20 protein-coding genes and 1 pseudogene are annotated in these 23548 nt (G+C 63.5%); 12 read left to right on the top strand and 9 right to left on the bottom strand.

The window, feature by feature from the left end:
* The first annotated feature begins 130 nt into the window (after positions 1–130).
* From OKW40_RS04130 to OKW40_RS04150, 5 genes are all read left to right on the top strand, one after another.
* Complete coding sequence (locus OKW40_RS04130) at positions 131–466, top strand: hypothetical protein (RefSeq protein ID WP_429488336.1); 336 nt, start codon at positions 131–133, stop codon at positions 464–466.
* Between the two features lie 78 nt (positions 467–544).
* A complete protein-coding gene (locus OKW40_RS04135) occupies positions 545–1006 on the top strand; it encodes a helix-turn-helix domain-containing protein (RefSeq protein WP_429488338.1) in 462 nt (153 codons plus the stop codon).
* The gene (locus tag OKW40_RS04140; RefSeq protein ID WP_429488340.1) at positions 1003–1554 is read left to right on the top strand and encodes an IS630 family transposase; all 552 of its coding nucleotides are present in this window, start codon (positions 1003–1005) and stop codon (positions 1552–1554) included. Before OKW40_RS04135 ends, OKW40_RS04140 begins: the two co-directional genes overlap by 4 nt.
* Before the next feature lie 476 nt (positions 1555–2030).
* Positions 2031–3773: a ShlB/FhaC/HecB family hemolysin secretion/activation protein gene (locus tag OKW40_RS04145; protein ID WP_429488342.1), complete on the top strand. Its 1743-nt coding sequence runs from the start codon at positions 2031–2033 to the stop codon at positions 3771–3773.
* A gap of 35 nt (positions 3774–3808) precedes the next feature.
* A complete protein-coding gene (locus OKW40_RS04150) occupies positions 3809–4696 on the top strand; it encodes a hypothetical protein (RefSeq protein ID WP_429488488.1) in 888 nt (295 codons plus the stop codon).
* A gap of 37 nt (positions 4697–4733) precedes the next feature.
* Here OKW40_RS04150 and OKW40_RS04155 read toward each other — a convergent pair whose 3' ends face one another.
* Together OKW40_RS04155 and OKW40_RS04160 are read right to left on the bottom strand one after the other, a co-directional pair.
* Positions 4734–4952, bottom strand: a complete 219-nt coding sequence (locus OKW40_RS04155; protein ID WP_184068173.1) for a hypothetical protein — start codon at positions 4950–4952, stop codon at positions 4734–4736.
* Positions 4949–5110 carry a hypothetical protein gene (locus OKW40_RS04160; RefSeq protein ID WP_429488344.1) on the bottom strand — a complete coding sequence of 54 codons (162 nt, stop codon included), beginning with the start codon at positions 5108–5110 and terminating at the stop codon, positions 4949–4951. Before OKW40_RS04160 ends, OKW40_RS04155 begins: the two co-directional genes overlap by 4 nt.
* Between OKW40_RS04160 and OKW40_RS04165 the strand changes: the two are divergent.
* Together OKW40_RS04165 and OKW40_RS04170 are read left to right on the top strand one after the other, a co-directional pair.
* A pseudogene (locus OKW40_RS04165) lies at positions 5065–5765 on the top strand (substrate binding domain-containing protein); the annotation flags it as partial. The gene OKW40_RS04160 and the pseudogene OKW40_RS04165 overlap by 46 nt on opposite strands.
* 199 nt (positions 5766–5964) lie before the next feature.
* A complete protein-coding gene (locus tag OKW40_RS04170; RefSeq protein ID WP_429488346.1) occupies positions 5965–6822 on the top strand; it encodes an MBL fold metallo-hydrolase in 858 nt (285 codons plus the stop codon).
* A gap of 180 nt (positions 6823–7002) precedes the next feature.
* Here OKW40_RS04170 and OKW40_RS04175 read toward each other — a convergent pair whose 3' ends face one another.
* Entirely contained in the window at positions 7003–7935 is a 933-nt protein-coding gene (locus tag OKW40_RS04175) for a LysR family transcriptional regulator (protein WP_187630684.1), read from the bottom strand.
* Positions 7936–8124: 189 nt separating this feature from the next.
* Between OKW40_RS04175 and OKW40_RS04180 the strand changes: the two genes are divergently transcribed.
* The 3 genes from OKW40_RS04180 (at position 8125) to OKW40_RS04190 (ending at position 14065) form a co-directional block, all read left to right on the top strand.
* Positions 8125–8925: a putative hydro-lyase gene (locus OKW40_RS04180; RefSeq protein ID WP_429488348.1), complete on the top strand. Its 801-nt coding sequence runs from the start codon at positions 8125–8127 to the stop codon at positions 8923–8925.
* Positions 8926–9074: 149 nt separating this feature from the next.
* Complete coding sequence (locus OKW40_RS04185; protein WP_429488350.1) at positions 9075–10382, top strand: MFS transporter; 1308 nt, start codon at positions 9075–9077, stop codon at positions 10380–10382.
* 50 nt (positions 10383–10432) lie between these two features.
* Positions 10433–14065 (top strand): hydantoinase B/oxoprolinase family protein, encoded by a 3633-nt coding sequence (locus OKW40_RS04190; protein WP_429488352.1) that lies wholly within the window; start codon positions 10433–10435, stop codon positions 14063–14065.
* An 83-nt stretch (positions 14066–14148) separates the two neighbouring features.
* Here OKW40_RS04190 and OKW40_RS04195 read toward each other — a convergent pair whose 3' ends face one another.
* The 6 genes from OKW40_RS04195 to OKW40_RS04220 form a co-directional block, all read right to left on the bottom strand.
* Positions 14149–14502, bottom strand: coding sequence for a DUF1428 domain-containing protein (locus OKW40_RS04195; RefSeq protein ID WP_429488354.1), 354 nt, complete (start codon positions 14500–14502; stop codon positions 14149–14151).
* A gap of 137 nt (positions 14503–14639) precedes the next feature.
* Positions 14640–14975 (bottom strand): helix-turn-helix domain-containing protein, encoded by a 336-nt coding sequence (locus OKW40_RS04200; protein WP_409259726.1) that lies wholly within the window; start codon positions 14973–14975, stop codon positions 14640–14642.
* An 80-nt stretch (positions 14976–15055) separates the two neighbouring features.
* A complete protein-coding gene (locus OKW40_RS04205; protein ID WP_429488356.1) occupies positions 15056–17011 on the bottom strand; it encodes an ABC transporter ATP-binding protein in 1956 nt (651 codons plus the stop codon).
* Positions 17011–18003, bottom strand: a complete 993-nt coding sequence (locus tag OKW40_RS04210; RefSeq protein ID WP_090811125.1) for an ABC transporter permease — start codon at positions 18001–18003, stop codon at positions 17011–17013. Before OKW40_RS04210 ends, OKW40_RS04205 begins: the two co-directional genes overlap by 1 nt.
* Positions 18000–18953 (bottom strand): ABC transporter permease, encoded by a 954-nt coding sequence (locus OKW40_RS04215; RefSeq protein ID WP_026226132.1) that lies wholly within the window; start codon positions 18951–18953, stop codon positions 18000–18002. The genes OKW40_RS04210 and OKW40_RS04215 overlap by 4 nt, the downstream gene beginning before the upstream one ends.
* A 132-nt stretch (positions 18954–19085) precedes the next feature.
* Positions 19086–20666, bottom strand: a complete 1581-nt coding sequence (locus OKW40_RS04220; RefSeq protein WP_429488358.1) for an ABC transporter substrate-binding protein — start codon at positions 20664–20666, stop codon at positions 19086–19088.
* A gap of 315 nt (positions 20667–20981) precedes the next feature.
* Here OKW40_RS04220 and OKW40_RS04225 point away from each other — a divergent pair, with 315 nt between their 5' ends.
* Positions 20982–21872, top strand: a complete 891-nt coding sequence (locus OKW40_RS04225) for a GNAT family N-acetyltransferase (protein WP_429488360.1) — start codon at positions 20982–20984, stop codon at positions 21870–21872.
* 260 nt (positions 21873–22132) lie between these two features.
* Positions 22133–23533 (top strand): aspartate aminotransferase family protein, encoded by a 1401-nt coding sequence (locus OKW40_RS04230; protein WP_429488361.1) that lies wholly within the window; start codon positions 22133–22135, stop codon positions 23531–23533.
* Positions 23534–23548: the final 15 nt, after the last annotated feature.

A 23548-nucleotide genomic window follows, 5' to 3' on the forward strand; every position in this document is an offset into this window, starting at 1 on the left:
TGCGAATTGGGTCCGGCTTCTGACGTCGTATTGTTCTTTAGTTGCTTAGAACGATATGCCGAGGAAAGCGATCCCGCGCAAGATTGGAGTTTGCTAACGGATCGCCTTTATCGACGCTATCTTAGGCAAGATGAGTTGGGGCCTTGCCTTGACGTTGATGGCGAAGGCGCGTGAACTTTTTGCACAATTGCCTGCGCAAACGTCTATCGAGTGGGATGCTGTGATGCTGCAAAACCCGGAAAGAACTCGGCTGAATCCCGACCAGGCGACACTGGCTGATGTATTTAGCAGGTATTTCGATGGGTTCATCGACGTATGCGATTCCGCTAAGTCTTTTTTTAATGCCTTCAATATGTACAAGCCGGTCAGAGTGGTAATTTCCGATTTGGCTGGTTTCGCGCGCGATAAGAAAAAGCCGCTTGCGGAATACGATACCCTAGAGGGTAAGCCGTTCTGGCTTCAGTAATAGCGTTAAAGGTAAGTGTTGCTGGTAAACGCGTTTGAATTTTGTTAACTTCGGCGAACCCATTGCGCCGGAGTCCAGATGAAGTGTGTTGTAGAGCGGAGCGAAGCCGAGGAAAAGACCTTGCAACAGATGTCGTTGGACCACCAGCATCGCGACATGCGCACCCGGGCCGCGGGCGTGATGATGCTCGGCCGCAAGATCAAACTGACTGAAGTGGCTGCGCAGCTCAGCGTGAGCTGGCAGTCGGTCTACAACTGGGCGCACGCGTGGCGGGAATCCGGCATATGTGGGCTGCTGGTCGGTCATAAAGGCGGACGTCCCCGTTCGTCGTCTGAAGCCATAATCGCCACCGCCATCGAGGTGGCCAGCGCCGAATTGATGACTCTCAGACAGATTGCGCAGCGCGTTGAAGAAGCTCATGGTGTGCCGTTTCCCTGCCGCCTGGATACCTTGTCGACTGCGCTCAAACGAGCGGGGTTTTCCTACAAGCGTGGTCGCTATTCGCTCAAAAAAAGCGTAACCCCGAGGAGTTCGCCGTGAAGGCCTCCACCCTCGCGAAGCTACAGCAGGCCGCACTCGACGGTGCGTGCCAGCTGTTCTATTTCGATCAATCCGGGTTCAGTGCTTCGCCCCCGGTGCAGCGCGGCTGCTCGCCCATCGGCGAACCGCATCGTGTGTTCCCGCAACCGCACTGCAAACGCTCCGTCCCTGGTGCACTGGATTTCGGCGCCAACCTGCTGACGTATCACACCAGCAAGACCACGATCAAACGCCCCGATGTCGTGCAATTCCTTGAGCAGATCGCGCGGGAAAGCACGCCCGGTCTGACGACGCTAGTGGTGCTCGACAACGCCTCGATCCATCACAACATCGATCAGGAAACAATCGACCGATGGTTTCTCGAACATCGCATGGTGCTGTTCTATCTGCCGCCCTACAGCCCCGAACTGAATCTCATCGAAATCCTCTGGAAGCACGCCAAGTATCACTCGCGCCGCTTCGTCACCTGGACCAAGGAAACCATCGATGCCGAGGTCAAAAAACTGCTCGACGGATTCGGCTCAGATTTTCAAATCAGATTTTCGTGAACACTTACCGGTTTACTAGTAAATGCCGGTGCGGCGGCCATCGGCTATGGCGTCGGTCTCGGCGCTCAAAACTCATTGCCTGCAAAAAACTGGTTTATCCCGAACAATCTGCCGACTATTGGCGCGGGCGTGGCCGGTGCAGCAGGCGCAGAGGCGGGTACTGCCGCGATCAACCAAGCCAAAAAGTAGGCAGGAAAATAGAATATGTCGAACCTATTATTGGTTTATTTGAAATTAATAATTTTATGCTTTGTTGGAATCGTCGCAGTGAAACTATGGGCAATTTTTATCGTCATTTGGGTACATGGCGGGCAGTATCAATGGGGATGGGGAGATATTAAATTTGTAGTGGTGAATGGCTCGTTACTTGCCGCTGTGTTTTGCGTCTTTGCGACCATCCATTACATGAAAAACAGACCGTAGTAACGCACAGTATCGGCTGACCAGCAGCGCACTTGCTAACGAAAGTAATCCACATGAAAAACAAAAGGAGGCTCGCGGCCTTGCCGCTCACAGCCTTGGTTACGCTCGCGTCGAACGCGCAAACCCCGCCCGACTTAGCGGCGGCGGCCCGCACGAACGCCGAACAGAACCAGCAGATCCAGCAGCAGCGCGACGCGCAGCAGCGCGCGGCAACCGTCGCCGCGCCGGTTGTGCGCTCGGCGGCTCCCGCGCCGGGGGAATGGCCCGTACTGCCCGTCGAGACGCCGTGTTTCCGTATCGACTCGTTCGCGGTAGAGGTACCGGATACGTTGCCCGAGGTCGACCGCGCAAAGGGCGCGTCCGCACTACCGATGGACCCGTTCGCATTCCTGCATGACTGGCTGCGGCACTACGAGGGGCAATGCGTCGGCAAACAGGGCCTCGACCTGCTGACGAAGGGCCTACAAGGCGTCATCCTCAGCCATGGCTATATTACGACGCGCGTCCTCCTGCCGGCGCAGGACCTTTCAAAGGGGACGCTCAGGCTCGCCCTCATACCGGGCGTTATCCGCAACCTGAAATTTGCCGATGCCAATACGCGCGGTACGCTGAAATCCGCGTTTCCCGCGCACGACGGCGACACGCTTCAGTTGCGCGACCTTGAGCAGGGTCTCGAACAGATGAAGCGCGTACCGAACCAGGACGCGACCATGCAGATTGTTCCCGGTACGTCGCCCGGCGAGAGCGACGTCGTCGTGACAGTCAAGCGCTCAAAGCCATGGTCGCTCGTCGTCTCGGCAGACAACTCGGGCACGGCTGAGACGGGCCGCTATATCGGCAACGTATCGCTCGGCCTGTACAACCTGCTCGGCCTGAATGACGTCTTCTCGGGCGGCTTCAACCAGGATCTCCAGTTCGGCAATCACGACCTCGGCACGCACGGCTGGAACGCCTCCTACTCGGTACCATGGGGTTACTGGACCGGCACGCTCTACGGCTATACGAATACGTACTACCAGCAGGTTGCACAGGCTAGCCAGATTTTCGTGGCAAGCGGCAACGCGCAGACGGCGGGCTTCAAACTTGAGCGGGTTGTCCACCGCAGCCAGAACGATGTGTCGGGCGTTGAGTTCCAGCTTATCAAGCGGTTCGGCGCGAGCTTTATCGAGGATGCCGAAATAGCTCTGCAGCACCGCGACAACACGTTCATCGAGGCGGGGCTGACCAACCGGCATTACTTCGGCGCGGCGCAGTTCGACGGCACGCTCGCGTACCGGCAGGGTATAGGCGGGCTGGGTGCCCAGCCCGATACGCCGGGTGGCCCGACGTACCGCTTCCACATGGCGACGCTCGACGCGAATCTCTCAGTCCCGTTTGCAGTAGCCGGTCAGGCGTTTCGATATGTCGGTACGGTACACGGGCAGTTCACGAACGACGAGCTGAACTATATCGACGACCTGACTATCGGCAGCCGCTATACGGTGCGCGGTTTCAGCGGGCAGACGATGCTCGCGGCGGAAAAAGGTTTCTACTGGCGCAACGAACTCCAGTATCCGCTCGGGCAGACGGGGCAGGTTCTCTATGCGGGCCTCGACTACGGCCACCTGTGGGGGGCGTCTGCCGCGAATCTCGCCGGTACCCAGCTCGCAGGCGCGGCCATCGGCCTGAAGGGTTCTGTGCCGTCGCGTCTCGGTACGTACAGCTATGACGTATTCGCAGGGACGCCTATCTATGCGCCGTCCGGCTTTCCTGCACCGAGCGTAACGCTCGGGTTCCAGCTAACAGCGCAGTTCTGACAAGCAGTTCATTGACAATGAAAGGAATAACGATGATGAGAAACAACAGATTGCTGGTGGTTTTGATGGGGGTCACCGTGCTGCTGGCGGCATGTGGTGGCAGTAACGGGAGTGGCCTGAATGCCGCCACAGCCGGAGCGGCGTCAGCGGCTTCGTCACCAGTTGCGGCTTCTGCTCCCAGCGGTGCCTCGACGCCGCAAGCTTCAACCCAAACGGCGTGCCGGCCGGACGGCAACTTTACCTATTCGGGTTCGGCCTCGCAGGTCGTGGCGAACAACGGCCAACTGGCTGTGGTGGTTGTGCCGAGTTTGCCGGTGGCAAATTCGAAGAACAGAAACATGACTGCGCCTAACGCGCCCGCATCGAGCCAGGTTCAGCAGACAGGCGGTGCGTTTACCACGCTTGCATCATCGGCTGCGGCGACCGACTGTCTTGGGCTCGCCCATGGGGCGGTGAGCGAGATCCAGAGTGTTGGTAGCGATGTGGCGATTGGCCGGTGGAATCAGGCCATGGACACGGACGGCAATACCTATGCGAGCCAGCAGGGCGTTCACTATGCAGTCGGCACGCCGCTGTCGTTGTCCGCGACGAGCGGCACGCTCGCGTGTACCCAATTGATCGCAGACGCGGTGGCCACCAATGACGGCAGCGCAGGCGGTACGCTCGGAACGGCTTCGGCCACGCTCGATCTCGGCACACGCACGCTCAACAATCTGAACCTGTCGATCAATCTGGCGAATACCCAATATGCGCTGACGAACTCGCAGTCGCCGTTGAATGGTGTCTCGACGACCGGGCAGTTGTCCGTTCAGTCGGTTGTCGTGGGGCATGATGCGACGCAGCCGCTGGTTGCCGTCGGTTACTCGGCCACATTGCCGAATGGCCAGGGGATTGGCGGCGTTGTCGTGTTGCAGTGCCGGTAGGGTGCCTGGGCGGAGAGAGTCACCGCCCGTGATTTTGCTACCCTTGCTCCACACGAAACACTTCACTGAAAACGAGCACGAGGTCCTCGCCCCTGCATGGGTGGCTGCCGTACCAGGTCTCGGCGCGCCGCGCATAAATCACCGCGCTTGCCGCCCACGGCTCGCCCCGGCGCCGCGCTTCAGCGAGGACCTGATCGCCGAGCGTCGAATGGCGGAACAGTTCGCCCGTCATCCGGTTTCGTACGATCCCGCTCATGGTCCCTCCTGCTCGTGCTGCTCGCCGGAGACGAACGAAGGATCGTCGGGCATGGAACTGACGAGCGCGGCGCGCGCGAGCCGGGCGATCGAGGACAGCGAACCGTGTACGAGCGGCGCTTCGGCTAAGCGCTCCGACGGCGCTCGGGCGAACGGCACTGTGGCCATCGATCCTTGAGTTTGCGGCGCTATACCCTGACGTGCAGATCGATATTCGCTTCGACGATCATTTCTCGGACCTCGTCAGCGATCGCGCCGACGTCGGCTTCCGCGGCGGGTCCCCGCCTTCCGAGGGGGCGATTGCCAGGCGACTGCTACCGATTCAGTTGATCGTATGCGCGTCGCAGCCTATCTCGAACGGTACGGCACGCCGAAAACCGTGGACGAGCTCGATGCGCATCGTTGTTCTGGATACCGGCGTGCGAACACCGGCAAGCAGGCGCCGTGGGAATTTATGGTGGGCGGGGAGATTGTGTATCGGGAGATGGCTGCTTCGGTCTGTTCGAACGATATCGACGCTGAAACCGAAGCGGTACTGGCCGGCGTGGCAATTGGGCAGCCTGGAAGCTTCTCGGCCGTCTCACACATCCGGGCTGGACGGCTCGTGCCTTTGCTCACTCAGCATTTGACCCAGCGCGAGTCGATTTACGTCTACTACCGTCGCCGGACGGAACAACCGCTGCGCGTGAGAACCTTCATCGACTTCATCGTTGCGCGCCTCGCGGACAACAGTCAATTTTTCCTCACAGCAGAGGAGTTGGTTACTTCGACGAGCAGAAGCGGCCGCGCCAGGAGCAGACGAAGTGCCGCGTAGGGGTGTCTGTTGCGGCAAGCGTAGCCAGCCGTGGTAAATCACGCGCCAAACGCAAACAAGGCTTCGTAGCGGGACAAGGGCGTGGCGAACGAGCCGTTTGCGCCTGTACGTCAATGATCGTGTAACAATCCCTGCAACGACCGCGAGACGCCAGCGAGCGTCGAGCCGGCGGATGCGTACGTCAGCCCGGGAGCATCAGATGAAGCCCATACGTAATGCCGACTCTGCTTCAGGAGAGTGGTACATCGACACTGCATGCATCAATTGCGGTGCATCTCGTCACGTCGCGCCTGGGCTGATTGTCGAGCGCAACGACAAGAGTGTCTTCGTTCGGCAGCCGGCCACACCGGAAGAGCAGCTTGATGCCTGGCGTGCGGTGCTCGTCTGCCCTACGGCGTCGGTACGCAGCGAAACGAAACAGCCTCGTCCTAACGCAGCGATCTTTCCGCAGCAGATCACCTCGGATGTGTGGCGCTGTGGATTCAACGCACGGTCGTCGTTTGGCGCACATTCTTATTTTGCCGCGCGTCCGGAAGGCAATCTGCTCATCGACTCCCCGCGCTATGCGGCGGAACTCGTGAAATGGTTTGACGGCGCTGGCGGTATTGCGCACATTCTGCTGTCGCATCGTGACGACGTCGCAGACGCGGACAAATACGCGCGTCAATTCGGCGCGCGCGTCTGGATTCACCGCGAGGACGTGTCGGCCGCCCCATACGCGACGGATCTGCTCGACGACGGTTCAGCACTGAACATTGCGGCCGGCGTGCGCGCGATCCCTGTACCCGGGCACACTCGGGGTAGCGTCGTGTACCAGCTCGATGATCGCGTGCTGTTCTCGGGTGATTCGCTTGCCTGGAGCCCACGCCAGCAGGACCTCGTCGCGTTCAGGGACGCGTGCTGGTACTCGTGGACAGCGCTCACCGAGTCGCTCGGCAAGTTGGCCGCGTATCGCTTCGAATGGCTGCTTCCTGGTCACGGTTGGCACGCGCATTTGCAGGCTGCGGAAATGAATGCCCGCTTGCTCGCATTGGTTGCACGCATGCGAAAGGACTGAATTCGCTGTTTTTCGCTAAAACGCGTCGTCCTTGCCCCTGTGGAAACGCTTGAACGCGAACCGCACGTGCCAAACAATCGCCTCGACCAGGATCGACGAAGTCGTCAACGATCTGGAGCGCGGGGTCGAATGACTCTTCCTGGGTCGCTTGCCGCCTCCAGAGTCCGCAAGAGCCGGGCTCTATAGCCGCTCGATCAGGCGTCGGTCTCCCTGCTCGCAGTATTCATGACACGCCGCACGTGCCGCGTTCGCTGCGCCGTGCACGAAAAGCGGCGCATCCGCGCGTCGGGACATCGACACCACGATGGACGGCGGCGAGGGCTGCAGCGGCAGTTCGACCACCTCGCCTCGCGCGATCAGATCATCGACGAACAGACGCGGAATTGCCGCCACGCCGAAGCCATCGCGCACGAGTTGCACGATCACCGAAATCGATGGCGAACCCGTAATGCGCGTATCCGCGAGCGGCACGCCGTTGGCGAGTGCGAGCTTGCTGACGATGTCCTCCAGCGCGCGATGAGGCGCCGTCCCGCGCCCGAACGTGAGGATCGGATGACGCAGCACGCGTTTCGCGAGTCCGCTGCGCGAAGACGGTAGCAGCCCCGCGCGCGCGATCCAGTGCACCGGATAGTTCGCGAGCGCATCGCAGACGATCGATTCCTCGTCGCTGCCTTCCACGCGAACGATGAGATCGAGTTCGCCCGCCATCAGACGCCGCTGCAGCACCACGCTCACGTCCACCGCAAGCTCCACTTCGAGCTGCGGATAGTCCTTCGAGAGCCGCCGCAGATAGTCGGCAAGCCAGCTATGCACGACCGTCTCGATCACGCCGAGTCGCAACTTGCCGCGCATCGCGCCTTCATGTGACGCGGCGGCCTGCAACTGGCGCGTCGCCTCGACCACGGCCTTCGCGTAGCCGAGCAGATATTCGCCGTTCGGCGTGAGCCGAAATTCGCGGCTCTCGCGATCGACGAGCACGGTATGCAATTCGTCTTCCAGTGCCTTCAGGCGCTGCGAGATCGCCGCGGGCGTGGCGTGAAGCGCGGTCGCCGTCGTGCGGAAACTGCGCAGCTTGGCAAGCGTGACGAAGGTTTCGAGGAAGCGCGTATTCATCAGTCAAAGGTGGGCAGTGCAACGGGAGCAAACCGCTCCAAAAATCTCAACGTGACTCGGGAAAACCCTCGATTCCGTTAAGAAATTCTATTCACCTGGCGCAAAGAAAACTAGCTGGCGTCAAATTTTCTTCTTTTCTATGCTTCGCCTGACGGTAGGCAAGGCGCATCGCCCACCGCAGACAATCCGATGCAACCGCCAGAGCACGCTAACACCATGACTCCATCCGAATTCCGCCGGGCCGTCCGTCACCGCGACTTCCGTGGCCCGACGGCCGGCCATTGCGGCGACTACGCGCAAGCCAATCTCGCGATCCTGCCCGCTGCGCACGCGCACGATTTCCTGCGCTTTTGCCATGCGAATCCGAAGCCATGTCCGCTGCTCGGCGTGGGCGAGCCTGGCGAGTTCCGCGTGCCGATGCTCGGGCGCGACATCGACATCCGCACCGACGTGCCCGCGTACAACGTATATCGCGACGGCAACCTGAGCGAGCGCGTCGAATCGATCGAAGCGCTCTGGCAGGACGATTTCGTCGTATTTGCAATTGGCTGTTCGTTCTCGTTCGAGCACATGCTCGCGAAGGAAGGCATCGGCCTGCGCCACGTCGAAGAAGGCCGCAACGTGCCGATGTACCGCACCAGCATCGCCAACCAGCGGGCGGGCGTGTTCGGCGGCGAACTCGTCGTGTCGATGCGGCCGCTGCGCGGCGCCGACGCGATCCGTGCCGTGCAGATCACGAGCCGCTTTCCGGGCGTGCATGGCGCGCCCGTGCATATTGGCGATCCAGCGGAACTCGGCATCGTCGATCTCGCGCGCCCCGAGTTCGGCGACCCGGTGACGATCCGCGCGGGCGAACTGCCTGTCTACTGGGCTTGCGGCGTGACGCCGCAAACGGCACTGATGGCCGCAAAGCTGCCGCTCGCGGTTGCGCACGCGCCGGGCCACATGCTGATGACGGATATCACTAACGCGTCGCTGGCTATTTTCTGACCGTCCCGGCGGCGCGCCGCGCCGTCGTGCAACAAGCGATTCACAGCACCTTGAAGCCATCGGGCCGCGCGGCCCGGAGGGAATGACGCATCCCTACGTTGGTGCGTGGCTTCGATCGTTTCCCATGCGTCTATCCATAGGAGCAGCAGATGGACAGCAAGACACTCACGACGAGCGTCGACGATGCCGCCGACATGAAGTCAAGAACGGGAAGCCCGCAGCTTTCCTGGTATACCGAAGCCGGTCCGCACGCGCGTCGCGCGTTCTGGAGTTGCAAGGTCGGCTACATGCTCGACGGCATGGACACGCAGATGCTTTCCTTCGTCATCCCGACGCTCGTCGCTACCTGGGGCATCTCGCTCGCGGACGCCGGCTTCATCGGCACGTTGACGCTGCTGTCCTCTGCGCTCGGCGGCTGGATTGCCGGCATTCTTTCCGATCGCATCGGCCGTGTGCGCACGTTGCAGCTCACCGTCTTGTGGTTCGCCGTGTTCACCGGCCTATGCGGCCTCGCGCAGAACTACGGCCAGTTGCTCGCGGCTCGCGCGTTGATGGGCTTCGGCTTCGGCGGCGAGTGGACGGCGGGCGCGGTGCTGATCGGCGAGGTGATCCGCGCGCGCGACCGCGGCAAGGCGGTCGGTCTCGTGCAGTCGGGCTGGGCGCTCGGCTGGGGCATGGCGGCCCTGCTCTACGCGGTGCTGTTCTCCGTGGTGGCGCCTGAAATCGCGTGGCGCGCATTGTTCCTGATCGGACTCGTCCCTGCCCTGCTCGTGCTCGCGATCCGCCGCTATGTGAAGGAACCTGAAGTATTCGAACAGGCCAGGGTTCAGCAGTACGACACTCAAGACACGCCGCGCTTCACTGAGATCTTCTCTCCCAAGCTGCTTTCCACGACACTGCGCGCCGCACTGCTTACGACGGGCGCACAGGGCGGCTACTACGCGATCACGACGTGGCTGCCGACTTTCCTCAAGACCGAACGTCATCTCACGGTGATGGGCACGGGCGGCTATCTGGCGACGATCATCGCGGGCTCGTACGCGGGCTATCTGTGCAGCGCATGGCTCACGGACCGCATCGGCCGCAAGCCGAACTTCATTTTGTTCGCGCTGGGCTCGATGGCGATTGCCTTCGCGTATACCTCGTTGCCGCTCACGAATGCATCGATGCTGTGGCTCGGCTTTCCGCTCGGCTTTTTCGCGTCGGGCATTTTTTCCGGCATGGGCGCGTTTCTCACCGAACTGTTTCCGACCCGTGTGCGCGGCTCGGGCCAGGGGTTTTGCTACAACGTCGGCCGCGCGATCGGGGCGCTGTTTCCGGTGCTGATCGGCGTGCTGTCGAGCCGCTTCGGCCTGGGCACGAGCATCGGGATTTTCGCCGTGGCCGCGTATGGCGTACTGATCATCGCCGCGCTTACGCTGCCCGAGACGCGCGGTCGCGAACTCGAATCGGCCTGATTTTCACCTTGCGCACACCACTACCACTTTCGCATCACGACCACGACACCATGAAGCACGATCACGCCTCCGATGATTGCACGCCGTCCCGCTGGCAGTTCTGGATCGACCGCGGCGGCACGTTCACCGATATCGTCGCGCGCCGCCCGGATGGCACGCTCACCACGCACAAGCTGCTTTCCGAACACCCGGAGCAGTATCGCGATGCGGCTGTCGCCGGGATTCGCCATGTGCTTGGCCTGCGAGCCGGAGAACCCATTACGTCGCGCGACGTCGAGATGGTCAAAATGGGCACGACGGTCGCGACCAACGCGCTGCTCGAACGCAAGGGCGAGCCGGTAGCGCTCGTCACCACGCGAGGCTTGCGCGATGTGTTGCGGATCGCGTATCAAAACCGCCCCCGCCTGTTCGATCTCGACATCGCGTTGCCGGAAGCGCTCTATGAGAGCGTGGTGGAAATCGACGAACGCGTGAGCGCGCAAGGCGAAGTGGTCGCGACGCTCGATCACGCGGCAGCGGAGCGCGCACTGCGCGAGGTCTACCACAAGGGCATCCGCGCGCTCGCAATCGTGCTGATCCACGGTTATCGCCACACGTCGCATGAAAGCGAGCTTGCGGATCTGGCGCGCCGAATCGGCTTCACGCAGATCTCGGTTTCCCACGAAGTCTCGCCGCTGATGAAGATGGTCTCGCGCGGCGATACGACCGTGGTGGATGCCTATCTGTCGCCCATCCTGCGCCGATATGTGGATCAGGTCGCCAGCGAAATGCCGGGCGTGAACCTGCAGTTCATGCAAAGCAGCGGCGGACTGACGCGCGCCGATGTCTTTCAAGGCAAAGATGCGATTCTCTCCGGCCCGGCGGGCGGTATCGTCGGCATGGTGCGCGCGGCACAGGCAGCGGGCTTCGAGCGCGTGATCGGCTTCGACATGGGCGGCACGTCGACGGACGTCTCGCACTTCAACGGCGAGTTCGAGCGCGTATTCGAAACGCAGGTGGCAGGCGTACGGATGCGCGCGCCGATGATGAGCATCCATACCGTGGCGGCAGGTGGCGGCTCGGTGCTCGGCTTCGACGGCGCCCGGCTGCGTGTCGGCCCCGACTCGGCGGGCGCCAATCCGGGTCCGGCGGCGTACCGGCGCGGCGGCCCGCTCGCGGTCACCGACTGCAACGTGATGCTCGGCAAGATTCAGCCCGACTATTTCCCGCGCGTCTTCGGTCCGAACGCGAACGAGTCGCTCGATCGCGAGGTCGTCGCTGAACGCTTTCGGGCACTCGCCGACGAAATCTTTGCGGCTACGGGTCAGCGTCGCACACCGGAAGAGCTCGCCGAAGGTTTCCTGGAGATCGCCATTGGCAGCATGGCTAACGCGATCAAGAAAATTTCAGTGCAACGCGGCCACGACGTCTCGCAGTATGTGCTGACGACTTTCGGCGGCGCGGGCGGCCAGCATGCGTGCGGTGTGGCCGACGCGCTCGGCATGACGCGGGTGTTCGCGCATCCGCTTGCCGGTGTGCTCTCCGCTTACGGCATGGGCCTCGCGGATCAGACGGCGATGCGCGAGCGAGCGCTCGAAATCTCGCTCGACGACTCATCGCTTGCGACGCTGGAAGCCGCGCTCGATGCGCTCGCGGCCGATGCAACCGGCGCACTGCTCGAACAGGGCGTGGGCGCCGCGCGTATCACGACTGAGCGACGTGTCCATCTGCGCTATCAGGGCACCGATTCATCGCTCGCAGTGCCAGCGGGCAGCGTCGATGCGATGCGCGCCGCTTTCGAAGCCGCGTATCGTCAACGCTATGCGTTCCTGATGGCAGATACGCCGCTCATCGCGGAACTCGCTTGCGTCGAAGCGATCGGCCATGCCGACGCGCCAGTCGATGCCGGCAGCCTGCGGCAGCGCGCGGCAGGCGACGCGCCCCATGCGCAGTCGGTTGTGCGCATGTATTCGAGCGGTAGCTGGCACGACGCATCGCTCTACCAGCGCGAAACGCTGTGCGCAGGCGACACGCTCGACGGCCCGGCGATCATCGCCGAAAAGAACGGCACGACCGTGGTCGAGCCGGGATGGCAGGCGGTGCTGACCGTTCAAGGCAACGTGGTGATGACCCGCGTGCAACCGCTGCCCACGCGCCGCTCGATCGGCACCGAGGCCGACCCCGTGCGCCTCGAAATATTCAACAATCTGTTCATGTCGATTGCCGAGCAGATGGGATTGCGTCTGCAAAACACGGCGTATTCGGTGAACATCAAGGAGCGCCTCGACTTCTCGTGCGCGATCTTCGATGCTGCGGGCAATCTGATTGCGAACGCGCCGCACATGCCCGTGCATCTGGGATCGATGGGCGAGAGCATCAAGACCGTCATCGAGCGAAATCGCGGCGCGATGCGCGACGGCGATGTGTTCATGCTCAACGACCCGTATCACGGCGGCACACATTTGCCCGACGTGACCGTCATCACGCCCGTGTTCGCAGACGGTTCGGCCGAGCCGCTCTTCTACGTCGGCTCGCGCGGCCACCATGCGGATATCGGCGGAATCACACCCGGTTCGATGCCGGCCGCTTCGTCGCATATCGAAGAAGAAGGCGTATTGGTCGATAACTGGCAGCTTGTTTCAGCGGGCGTGCTGCGCGACGCCGAAACACGCGCGCTGCTCGCATCGGGCCGCTATCCGGCACGCAACGTCGCACAGAACATGGCCGATCTGCGCGCGCAGATCGCAGCGAACCAGAAGGGCGTGGACGAGCTGCGCCGCATGGTCGCGCAATTCGGCCGCGACGTGGTGCTCGCCTTCATGCAGCACGTGCAGGACAATGCCGAAGAAGCGGTGCGCCGCGTGATCGGCGCCCTCAAGGACGGCGCGTACCGTTACGAACTCGATAACGGCGCGGTCATCGACGTCGCGATTCGCGTCGATGCTGCGACGCGCAGCGCGACCGTGGACTTCAGCGGAACGTCCGTGCAACTGCCGAACAACTTCAACGCGCCGAAGGCGGTCTGCATGGCAGCCGTGCTGTACGTGTTCCGCACGCTCGTCGGCGACGACATCCCGCTCAACGCGGGTTGCCTGAAGCCCCTCTCGGTGATCGTCCCGGACCGCTCGATGCTCAATCCGGTTTATCCGGCAGCGGTGGTCTCGGGCAACGTGGAGACATCGTCCGCGATTACGAATGCGCTCTATGGCGCGCTGGGCATCGTCGCGTCCAGTCAGGGCACGATGAACAACTTCACGTTCGGCGACGCGCGCTACCAGTACTACGAGACGATCGCAGGCGGCAGCGGCGCGGGCGATGGCTTCTGCGGCGTCGACGCGGTACAGACGCACATGACCAACTCGCGCCTGACCGATCCCGAAGTGCTCGAATGGCGCTATCCCGTGCGGCTCGAGTCGCACCTGATCCGCGCGGAGTCGGGCGGCGCGGGACGCTGGCGCGGCGGTAACGGCGCGATCCGGCGCATCCGCTTTCTCGCGCCGATGACCGCGTCGATTCTCTCGAACAACCGCATTCACGCGCCTTTCGGCGCGGCAGGTGGACGCGCGGGAAGGCGGGGCAGCAATCGCGTCGAGCGCGCGGACGGCGAGATCGTCGCATTGGGCCATATCGCGAGCGTCGAGATGGCCGCGGGCGACGTGTTCGTGGTGGAAACGCCGGGTGGCGGGGGTTTCGGGGAAGCGTAATGCTTCATGGACTGCGGATGTTCAATGCCAGACAGCGGCGTCGGCTCGCGTCTCACTCGAACCGGCGCCATATTTTTACGCCATCACGCGTCGACGATCACTTCGAAACCGCCATAGATTAGCCGCTGACCGTCAAAAGGCAGCGGATCTTTTCCCGGTTGCAGCCGTTGGTCGGCCATCACCGCTTTCATCCCTTCGTCTCGCGACTGACGCGACGGCCAGACAACCCAGGAGAACACCACCGTCTCATCATCCTTGCGCTTGATCGCCATTGGGAACGACGTCACCTTGCCCTCTGGCACGTCATCTCCCCAGCACTCGACCACCTTCAACGCACCGTACTCCTTGAAGACGGCCGCCGCTCTTTCGGCGAACTGCCTGTAAATTTCGCGGTTGGCCGTAGGTACGGGGACAACAAATCCATCGATGTAATTCATTTGCAATCTCCTTGTTTGCACACGCACAGTAGGTGCCGGTTGGCAGCGCATCGCAACACGGCCGCCCATACGCACGACGAGCGGGGAGTCAACAAATCGACAATAGTCGCGTCCCTTTGCTCTGATAGCCTGCGGCTCTATCTGAATGCGCTGCCCGATTCTGGCGAAGCAACGAAATGCCCCGGCGTCACGCCGACCGCGCGCCGAAAGTGTCGGCCAAGGTGACTTTGATCGAAAAATCCGACTTCGGCAGCGACCTCACAGGGCGGGACGCCGTCACGCAATAGCCGTTTAGCGTGCTGGATTCGCACCAGACACACATAGCGATGAGGCGAAATACCCACCTCTTTGCGAAACAGGGTGGCGAAGCGCGAAACACTCAACCCGGCGGTGCCGGCGAGCGTCGCGAGGCTGACGGGCTGCGCGAACGAACTCTCGATAAAAGCCACGGCCCGCCTGATCGCGCGCGACATCGCCACGGTCCTGTCGCCTGCGCAGTCGTAGGAGACTCCGGTCATGTTCTATCCCCTCGCGCTACGTTTTCGTAGCGGCATCAGACCCGCACCGTGCCGGACTGCGCGAGCACGCTCGCCGTAGCAGCACCGTCGGGCGGCCCGCTCTGGTACCGCTCCAGTTCCGCTTCGCTGCGATGGCACAGCACCTGCGCGCCGCTCGCGAGCGTGCGCACGCTCGGCGACGTGCGATTGCAGACACCGTCGATGCGCATCGGGCATCGCGCGAGAAATGTGCAAAGCTCCGGCTCATGAGTCGACTCACCGATCGGCGGCAACGTCTGATGACAACGCTCGCCCGCTTCTTCGAGCCAGCCGGCGCGAAGCTCCGGCGCCGACGACACGAGCAGATGCGAATACGGGTGATACGGCGGCGCCGACAACGCGTCGCGGTTGCCCGTCTCGACGCGGTGCCCCGCGTACAGCACGACGATGTCGTCGCTGATCGCACGCACCTTGGCGATGTCGTGCGTGATGAACAGATATGACACGCCGAGCTTCTTTTGCAGATCGCGCAGCAGCTCGAGAATGGCAGCGCCGACCACCGTATCGAGCGCGGACGTGACTTCGTCGCACAGGATCAACTTGGGTTCGGCGGCCAGCGCCCGCGCGAGATTCACGCGCTGTTTCTGCCCGCCCGACAGCTCTCCGGTGCGCCGCTGCGCCAGCTCGGCAGGCAGGCGCACCAGGCCGAGCAGTTCGGCGACGCGGCCCCGCGCGGCCTCGCCCTTCATGCCGTGATAGAACTTCAGCGGACGCGCCAGCGTGCGCTCGACGGTGTGGGTCGGATTAAGCGCGGTGTCGGCGTTCTGGAACACGATCTGGATACAGCGAAACTGTTCGCGGCTGCGGCGGCTGAGGTTGGCGGCGAGCGGCTCACCGTCGAGCAGCAGATTGCCGCGCGCCATCGGCACGAGCCCGGCGATCACCTTCGCGAGCGTCGTCTTGCCCGAACCGGATTCGCCGATCACGCCTACCGTCTGACCACGATCGATCACGAGGTCCACGTCGCGCAGAATGACCTTGTGCGGCCAGCCCTTCGCGTCGGTGCGGCCGTAGCCGGCCGTCAGACCGCGCAGTTCGAGCAGCGGCGTGTTCGGCTGGGCTGCGTCGGGAGCCGCCGAGGTGCAGGCAGCCGGGGCGACGGGCGTCACGGCAGCAATCAGGCTTTGCGTGTACGGGTGCGCCGGCGCATGCAGAATCTGTTCAGTGCGGCCCGTTTCGCGGATTTCACCATTGCTTAGCACGACGATGCGATCCGCCATCTGCGCGACCACCGCCAGATCGTGCGATACGTAGACGGCCGTCATTCCGCATTGGCGGATCACGCTGCGAAACGCTTGCAGCACGTCGATCTGCGTGGTGACGTCGAGCGCCGTGGTCGGTTCATCGAGGATCACGAGTTCGGGGTCGGTGATCAGCGCCATCGCCGCCATCAGCCGCTGCAACTGGCCGCCCGACACCTGGTGCGGGTAGCGCCGGCCGATCGTCTCCGGCTCCGGCAGCGCGAGCGCGCGGAACAGTTCGACCGCTTTGGCCCGCGCGGCGCGCTTGCTGAGCGTGCCGTGAATCAGCGCGCTTTCGATCACCTGGTCCATGATCGGGCGCGCCGGGTTGAACGCAGCGGCCGCGCTTTGCGCGATGTAGGCAACCTTGCGGCCACGCAATCCCGCGAGCGCTTTCGGCGAGAGCCCGAGCACGTCGGTGTCGCCCACCCGGATCGCGCCGCCCGCGATGCGGCAGCCGCTGCGTGCATGGCCCATCAGCGACAGTGCGATCGTGGTTTTGCCCGAGCCCGACTCGCCGATCAATGCGAGCACCTCGCCGCGCGCAATCTCGAAGTCGATGTCATGCACGATCGTCGTATCCGGCTCGCCGGGCCGGCTTCCCACCACGCGCAGCCCCCGTACCTCGACCAGATTCGACGGGGGTAGCGGCGCGGTCCTCGAGATGGCCTCAAAGGCCACGTGAGCACGTCTGAAAAAGGGTGCCTTCATCAGTGGCCTCCATCGGCATCAGGCATGCCCTTGCGGCGGCCATGATGCGGCAGTCCGTCGATCAGCAGGTTCACGCCGACCGTGAGGATCGCGATTGCGATCGCGGGCAGGATCACGACCGGCACGCCTTCACCGAGGCCGGCGATGTTCTCGCGTACCAGCGAACCGAGATCGGCATACGGCGGCTGCACGCCGAGACCGAGAAAGCTCAGGCTGCTCAATAGCAGCACGACGAAAGTGAAGCGCAGTCCGGTGTCGGCGAGGATCGGATGAATCATGTTCGGCAGCATCTCGAAGCACGCGATGTAGAGCGCGCTTTCGCCGCGCGCCCGCGCGACCTGCACGTATTCGAGCGTGCCGATATTGACCGCCAGCGAGCGGGCGATCCGGTACGAGCCCGGCATGTAGCTGATCGCCGCGGTCACGATCAGCAACGGCAGTGACGAGCCGAACGCGGCGACGATCATCAGCGCGAACATCTTCGACGGGATCGACGTCACCGCATCGAGCAGCCGGCTCATGGTTTCGTCGATACGGCGGCCGGCCACGGCCGCCAGCAGTCCCAGCATGGTCCCCGTGAGCGCCGCGAGCAGCGCCGCCGCCAGCGCGAGTACGACCGTCAGGCGCATCCCGTAGATGATGCGGGTCAACATGTCGCGACCCAGGTAGTCGGAGCCGAACGGCAGCTTCGCGCTGAAGCCCGCGAATACGTCAGGCGTGAGGATCGCGCCGATCGAATGCGGCGCGAGCCACGGTGCGAACGCCGCGACGAACAACGCGCAACTGACCATCGCCAGGCCGATCCAGCCGCCGGTCGACAGGTTCATGCGTTGCGCGAGGCTGCGGCGGCGCACCGGCCGAGGCGCCGGGCCTCCGCCGCCGCCCCAGGACCGCGCGGGATCGGCGCCCTCCGGCATCATGCTGCTGCGTTGCACCGGTTCGAGCGCGCCGAGCCGGTGAGGCGCATCGGAAGAAGGTCGAAGAATCGTCATGTCCGCAGCCTCGGGTTCGAGATGATGGCGCACAGGTCGGCTAGCAGCACGAGCAGCAGATAGCCGAGGCAGAACAGCAGCGTGCAGGCCTGTACGAGCGGGAAGTCGCGGTTGCTCACCGCGTCGACCATCAGGCTGGCGAGGCCCGGGTAGTTGAAGATGGTCTCGACGACGATCACGCCGCCAAGCAGATAAGACAGGCTCAGCGCGATTGCATTGGCGATCGGGCCGATCGCATTCGGCAGTGCGTGGCGCAGTACCACGCGGGCGGGGCTCGCGCCCTTGAGCATCGCCATTTCCACATACGAAGAACTGAGTTGCTCGATCACCGCGGCGCGTGTCATGCGGGCCATCTGCGCGATCACGACCGCGCACAGCGTGACGACCGGCATCGCATACGCGCGCAGAAAGTCGTGCAGGCTCTCGATCTCACCGCTGTACGACAGCGCCGACAGCCAGTGCAGCTTGACGGCCAGCACCAGCACCGCCAGCGTCGCGATCAGGAACTCGGGCGTGGCGACCAGCGACAGCGTACCGAGGCTCACGATCCGATCGATCAGCGAGTCGCGCTTGACTGCCGCGAGAATGCCCGCCGACACCGCGATCGGCACCGACACCCCGGTGGTGATCGCCGCGAGGGTCAGCGACTTCGGCAGGCGCCCTTCGATCATCTCGGACACCGGCAGATTGCTCGACAGCGACACGCCAAAGTTCGCGTGCAGCAGACCGACGAGCCAATGGAAGTACCGCAGGTATGCCGGCTGGTCGAGGCCGAACTGCAGCCGCAGCGCCGCGACCGTATCCGCCGTCGCCGACTGGCCGAGTGCGGCCTGCGCGGCATCGCCCGGCAACAGGTTGGTGATCACGAAGATGATGATCGAGACAATCAGCAGCGTCAGCGCAGTGACGGCGACGCGCCGGCCGATCAACTGGGCGATATTCCCGTTCATGGGCATGAGCTCCTCGGTTAGGCTGCGCGACACGGCGAGTCATACATGAGCCGTGCCGCTCGGGTGCGCCGCGGCTGCCTGCCGCGAGCGGCGCGGCGGGGGCCACCCGCCGCGTCCGGGCGCTTCAGCGGGTCACGCGTTCCACCACACGTACTCGGCGAAGTTGAAGCCCATCATCGCGCCGGTAGGCACGGGCTGGAGCCCTTGCAAGTGCTTGTCGTTCGCATCGAGCAGGCTCAGGAAGGTCGGGATGCCAATGCCGCCCTGCTCCGATACCAGCACCTGCATGTCGCCGTACATCTGCTTGCGTTTCGCATCGTCGGTTTCCGAGCGGGCCGCGGCCAGCAACTGGTCGAACTTCGGGTTGTTCCAGCCCGACTCGTTCCACGGGGCGTCCGACTTGAAGAACTGCGTGAACAGCACATCGGCGCTCGAGCGCGGATTGACGTTGCCGAACCCGAGCGGATGCTTCATCCAGTGCGTCGACCAGTAACCATCCGCCGGCACGCGGTTGATCTCCAGGTTCACGCCGATCTTCGCGGCGGACTGCTGCAGCAGCACACCCATCTCGATCGAGCCGTTCGCGTCGGTCGTCGCATAGATCGGCGGCAGCGCCGTACCGATTGCTCCGGCTTTCTGGAAGTGGAACTTCGCCTTGTCCGGATCGTGCGGGCGCTGCGGCAGCGACGCATTGAAGTAGCGGTGTCCGGGCGGAATCGGTTGATCGTTGCCGATCACCGCATAACCGCGAAACACCGCCGAGCGGATCTGCTCACGGTCGAACAGATACTTCATGCCCTGCACGAAATCGGGGTTGCCCGTCAGCGGGTTGTCGCGGCGCATGATCAGATCGGTATAGAGACCCGACTTGGTCTCGCGCACCTCGTAGCCCGGCGTCGCGGCAATGCGCTGCGTCGCGCGCGGATCGACGGAATTGATCAGGTGAACATCGCCGGACAGCAGCGCATTCACCCGTGCCGCGTTATCGCCGATACCGATCAGCTCGATCTGGTCGAGGTAAGGGCCGCCGCCGGTCTTCCAGAAACTGTCGTTACGGATGCCGACGGTCGAAACGCCGGGCTTGAACGTCTTCAGCTTGTACGGGCCGGTGCCGACGGCCGTCGTGAAGTCCGCCGTGCCGTCCTTGATGATCACGAATTGCGGCGTGGCAAGAATCACCGGCAGGTCCGCGTTGGCGGACGCGAGCGTCAGCGTGACTTCGTTGGGACCGGTCTGCTTCGCCTCCACGAACTGATCGGCCAGCGTCTTCACCTTCGACGCCGTTGCCGGATTCTTGTGACGCATCAGCGAGTAGACGACATCGGCGGGCGCGAGTGGCTTGCCGTCGTGGAACGTGACGCCTTTGCGCAGTTTGATCACCCACACTTTCGCGTCGCTGGTGTCGATCGATTCGGCGAGATTCATCCTCGGCGTCAGCGACGAATCGAGCTGCGTCAGGCTGCTATAGAACATGAAGAAGCGGATGTAATCGGAGCCTGCCGAACCCTTGGCCGGGTCGAGCGTATCCGCGGTCGAGGATGCGTCGTAGGCCACCCGGATCTTGCCGCCTTTCTTCGGCGTGGGTGCCGCGAATGCCGGGCGAGCCCCCGCCAGCAGACCTCCCGCGCCGGTGGCAAGGATGCCGCCGGCGGCCAGCAAACGCATCATGTCACGGCGGCTGAAGCCGCCCGTTTTGATTGGGTCGTCGTACATGCAACTGCTCCTCACTCGGGATTGAACGCGGGGTATCCAGCATTGGTGTTCGACGGCGCTCCGCGTGCTGGTCGCGGCGCGGTGGCATTGCATGAATCGATTTAAGCACTGCAAAAAATGGCGTTGATCGCGTATCGGTGGATTCGACCATTCGAAAACATGGTTTTGAGTGGTCAAAACAGCATGATTTGCCGCTCCTGGCGTTGACCCTGATGTTCTGGACAGGACGCCTCCCCACGATGAGAAGTTCGTACTAGTCAATCACCGGGCAACGTGCAACAGTCGCGGCACGGCCGACTATTCACGGAGCGCCCCGTGTCCGATCCAACGCCTCACGCACGTTTCACCTACAGACGCCTGACAGCCGACGACATCCCTGCCGCTCAACGCCTGTCCGCCGCGATTGGCTGGCCGCATCGCCGTGAAGATTGGCGGTTCTCGGCGCGCACCGGGATCGGCTTCGTCGCCGAGACGGCGGGCGCGCTGGTCGGCACCGTGGTGTGCTGGAAGTTCGGCGCGGATCAGGCGACGCTGGGCATGCTGATCGTCGCGCCGGAGCATCGCGGCGTGGGTATCGGCCGCACGTTGCTCGCGCACGCGCTCGACGAGCTTGGCAAGCGTGACATCACGCTCTATGCGACCGAGGCTGGCCTGCCGTTGTGCGACGCGCTCGGCTTCGAGCGCTGCGGCGCGCTCGACCAGATGCAGGGTGCGGCGTTCCGGCCGCCGCTCGTTGCACTGCCCGCCAACGAGCGGCTGCGCCCGCTCGGGGCGAGCGACGCGCAGCAACTCGTCGCGCTCGAATCACGCGCTAGCGGCCTCGATCGCAGCCACGTACTGCCGCCGCTGCTCGATCTGGCCGACGGTATCGCGCTCGATCGCGACGGCGAACTGCTCGGCTTCTCGCTGTTCCGCCGCTTCGGACGCGGCTTCGTGATCGGCCCCGTCGTCGCCAGCGCGTTTCCCGACGCCGTGCGGGCCAAGGCGCTGATCAGCCATTGGCTCGCGCTGAACGAAGGCGCGCTGGTGCGCATCGACGTGCCGCACGGACACGGCCTGCGCGAGTGGATAACCGGCCTCGGTCTCGCACGCTCGGAGACGGTCGTGAAGATGCGCCGGCTTGCATCCGCGCCAGCCGATGGCGAGTCGAGCCGCGCCGACCCGGGGCTGCATCAGTATGCGGTGATCGCGCAGTCGCTCACTTGAGCCAGGCGAAGCCACGCTGAACCTGAACCCGCTGCACCGCGGCGCATCTCTCTTCCACACGCAAACACGGCCGCTCATGCACGGCAGCGTTGGGGTTCGCCCTGCTATTAAGCACGCCCAGCAGAAAATGCTGTCTGCGGGGTGAAAAACGCTGCACCGACGCTCTTTAGGCTTTTTTTTGGCTGAACGGCACGCATACGGCTGTCGCTACTATCGAGGGGTGACTCTTACCTGATCGCCACGTGCGGGAAACCACCATCATGTCAAACTCATCGCTGATCGACGCCGACCGCAAGCACCTGATTCACCCGGTCATCAACTATCGCGCGCACGAGGCGCGCGGCACCACCGTACTCGAATCCGGCCAGGGCGCGTATCTGCGCGATATCGACGGCAACGAACTGCTCGACGCATTTGCGGGCCTGTGGTGCGTGAACGTGGGTTACGGCCAGCAGAGCATCGTCGAAGCGGCGACGCGCCAGATGACGAAGCTGCCCTACGCGACCACCTACTTCCACTTCTCGTCGGAACCCGCGATCGAACTGGCCGAAACACTGGTGTCGCTTGCGCCCGCTTCGCTGCAGCACGTCTATTTCACGCTCGGCGGCTCCGATGCGATCGACTCCGCGATACGCTTCATCACGCATTACTTCAATGCAACGGGGCGCCCGGCGAAAAAGCAGATGATCGCGCTCGAACGCGGCTATCACGGATCGTCGTCGGTCGGCGCGGGGCTCACTGCGCTGCCCGCGTTCCACCGCAACTTCGACCTGCCGCTGCCGCACCAGCACCATCTGCCGTCGCCGTATGCGTACCGTCAGCCGCAAGGCGGTGACGCGCAAGCGCTGATCGCCGCATCCGTCGCCGCGCTCGAAGCGAAAGTCGCGTCACTCGGAGCGGAGAACGTCGCCGCGTTCTTCTGCGAGCCGATCCAGGGTTCGGGCGGCGTGATCGTGCCGCCGGTCGGCTGGTTAAAGGCGATGCGCGACGCGTGCCGCCGCCTCGACATCCTGTTCGTCGCCGACGAGGTCATCACGGGCTTCGGTCGTACCGGCCCGCTCTTCGCGTGCGAGGCCGAACAGGTCGAGCCGGATCTGATGACGGTGGCGAAGGGGCTGACCTCCGGTTATGCGCCGATGGGCGCGGTGCTGATGTCCGACGAAATCTACCAGGGCATTGCAGGCGATGCGCGCGATACCGCGGTCGTCGGTCACGGTCAGACCTACTCCGCGCATCCGGTAAGCGCCGCCATCGGGCTCGAAGTACTGCGTCTCTATCAGGAGGGCGGTCTGCTCGCGAACGGCATCGCGCAGGCACCGCGCTTTGCCGCCGGGCTCGACGCGCTGCTCGCTCATCCGCTGGTGGGCGACTCGCGTCATCGCGGGCTGCTCGGCGCGCTGGAACTGGTCGCGGACAAGAACTCGCGGGCACGCTTCGATCCGTCGCTGAAGCTGCCGGACCGGATCACGGCCGCAGCCTACCGCAACCGCCTCGTGTTCCGCGCATTCGGCGACAGCATTCTCGGTTTCGCGCCCGCGCTGTGCTTCGGCGAGACCGAGTTCGAACAACTGTTCGGCCGTCTGCGGCGCACGCTCGACGACGTGCTCGAGCAGGCGGAGGTGCGTGCCGCATTGCGCGGCGCGAGCCGCGCGGCCGCCTGAGCGCGTGATAACATC

The organism is Paraburkholderia sp. RAU6.4a, assembly GCF_050435625.1.
Classification (GTDB): domain Bacteria; phylum Pseudomonadota; class Gammaproteobacteria; order Burkholderiales; family Burkholderiaceae; genus Paraburkholderia; species Paraburkholderia tuberum.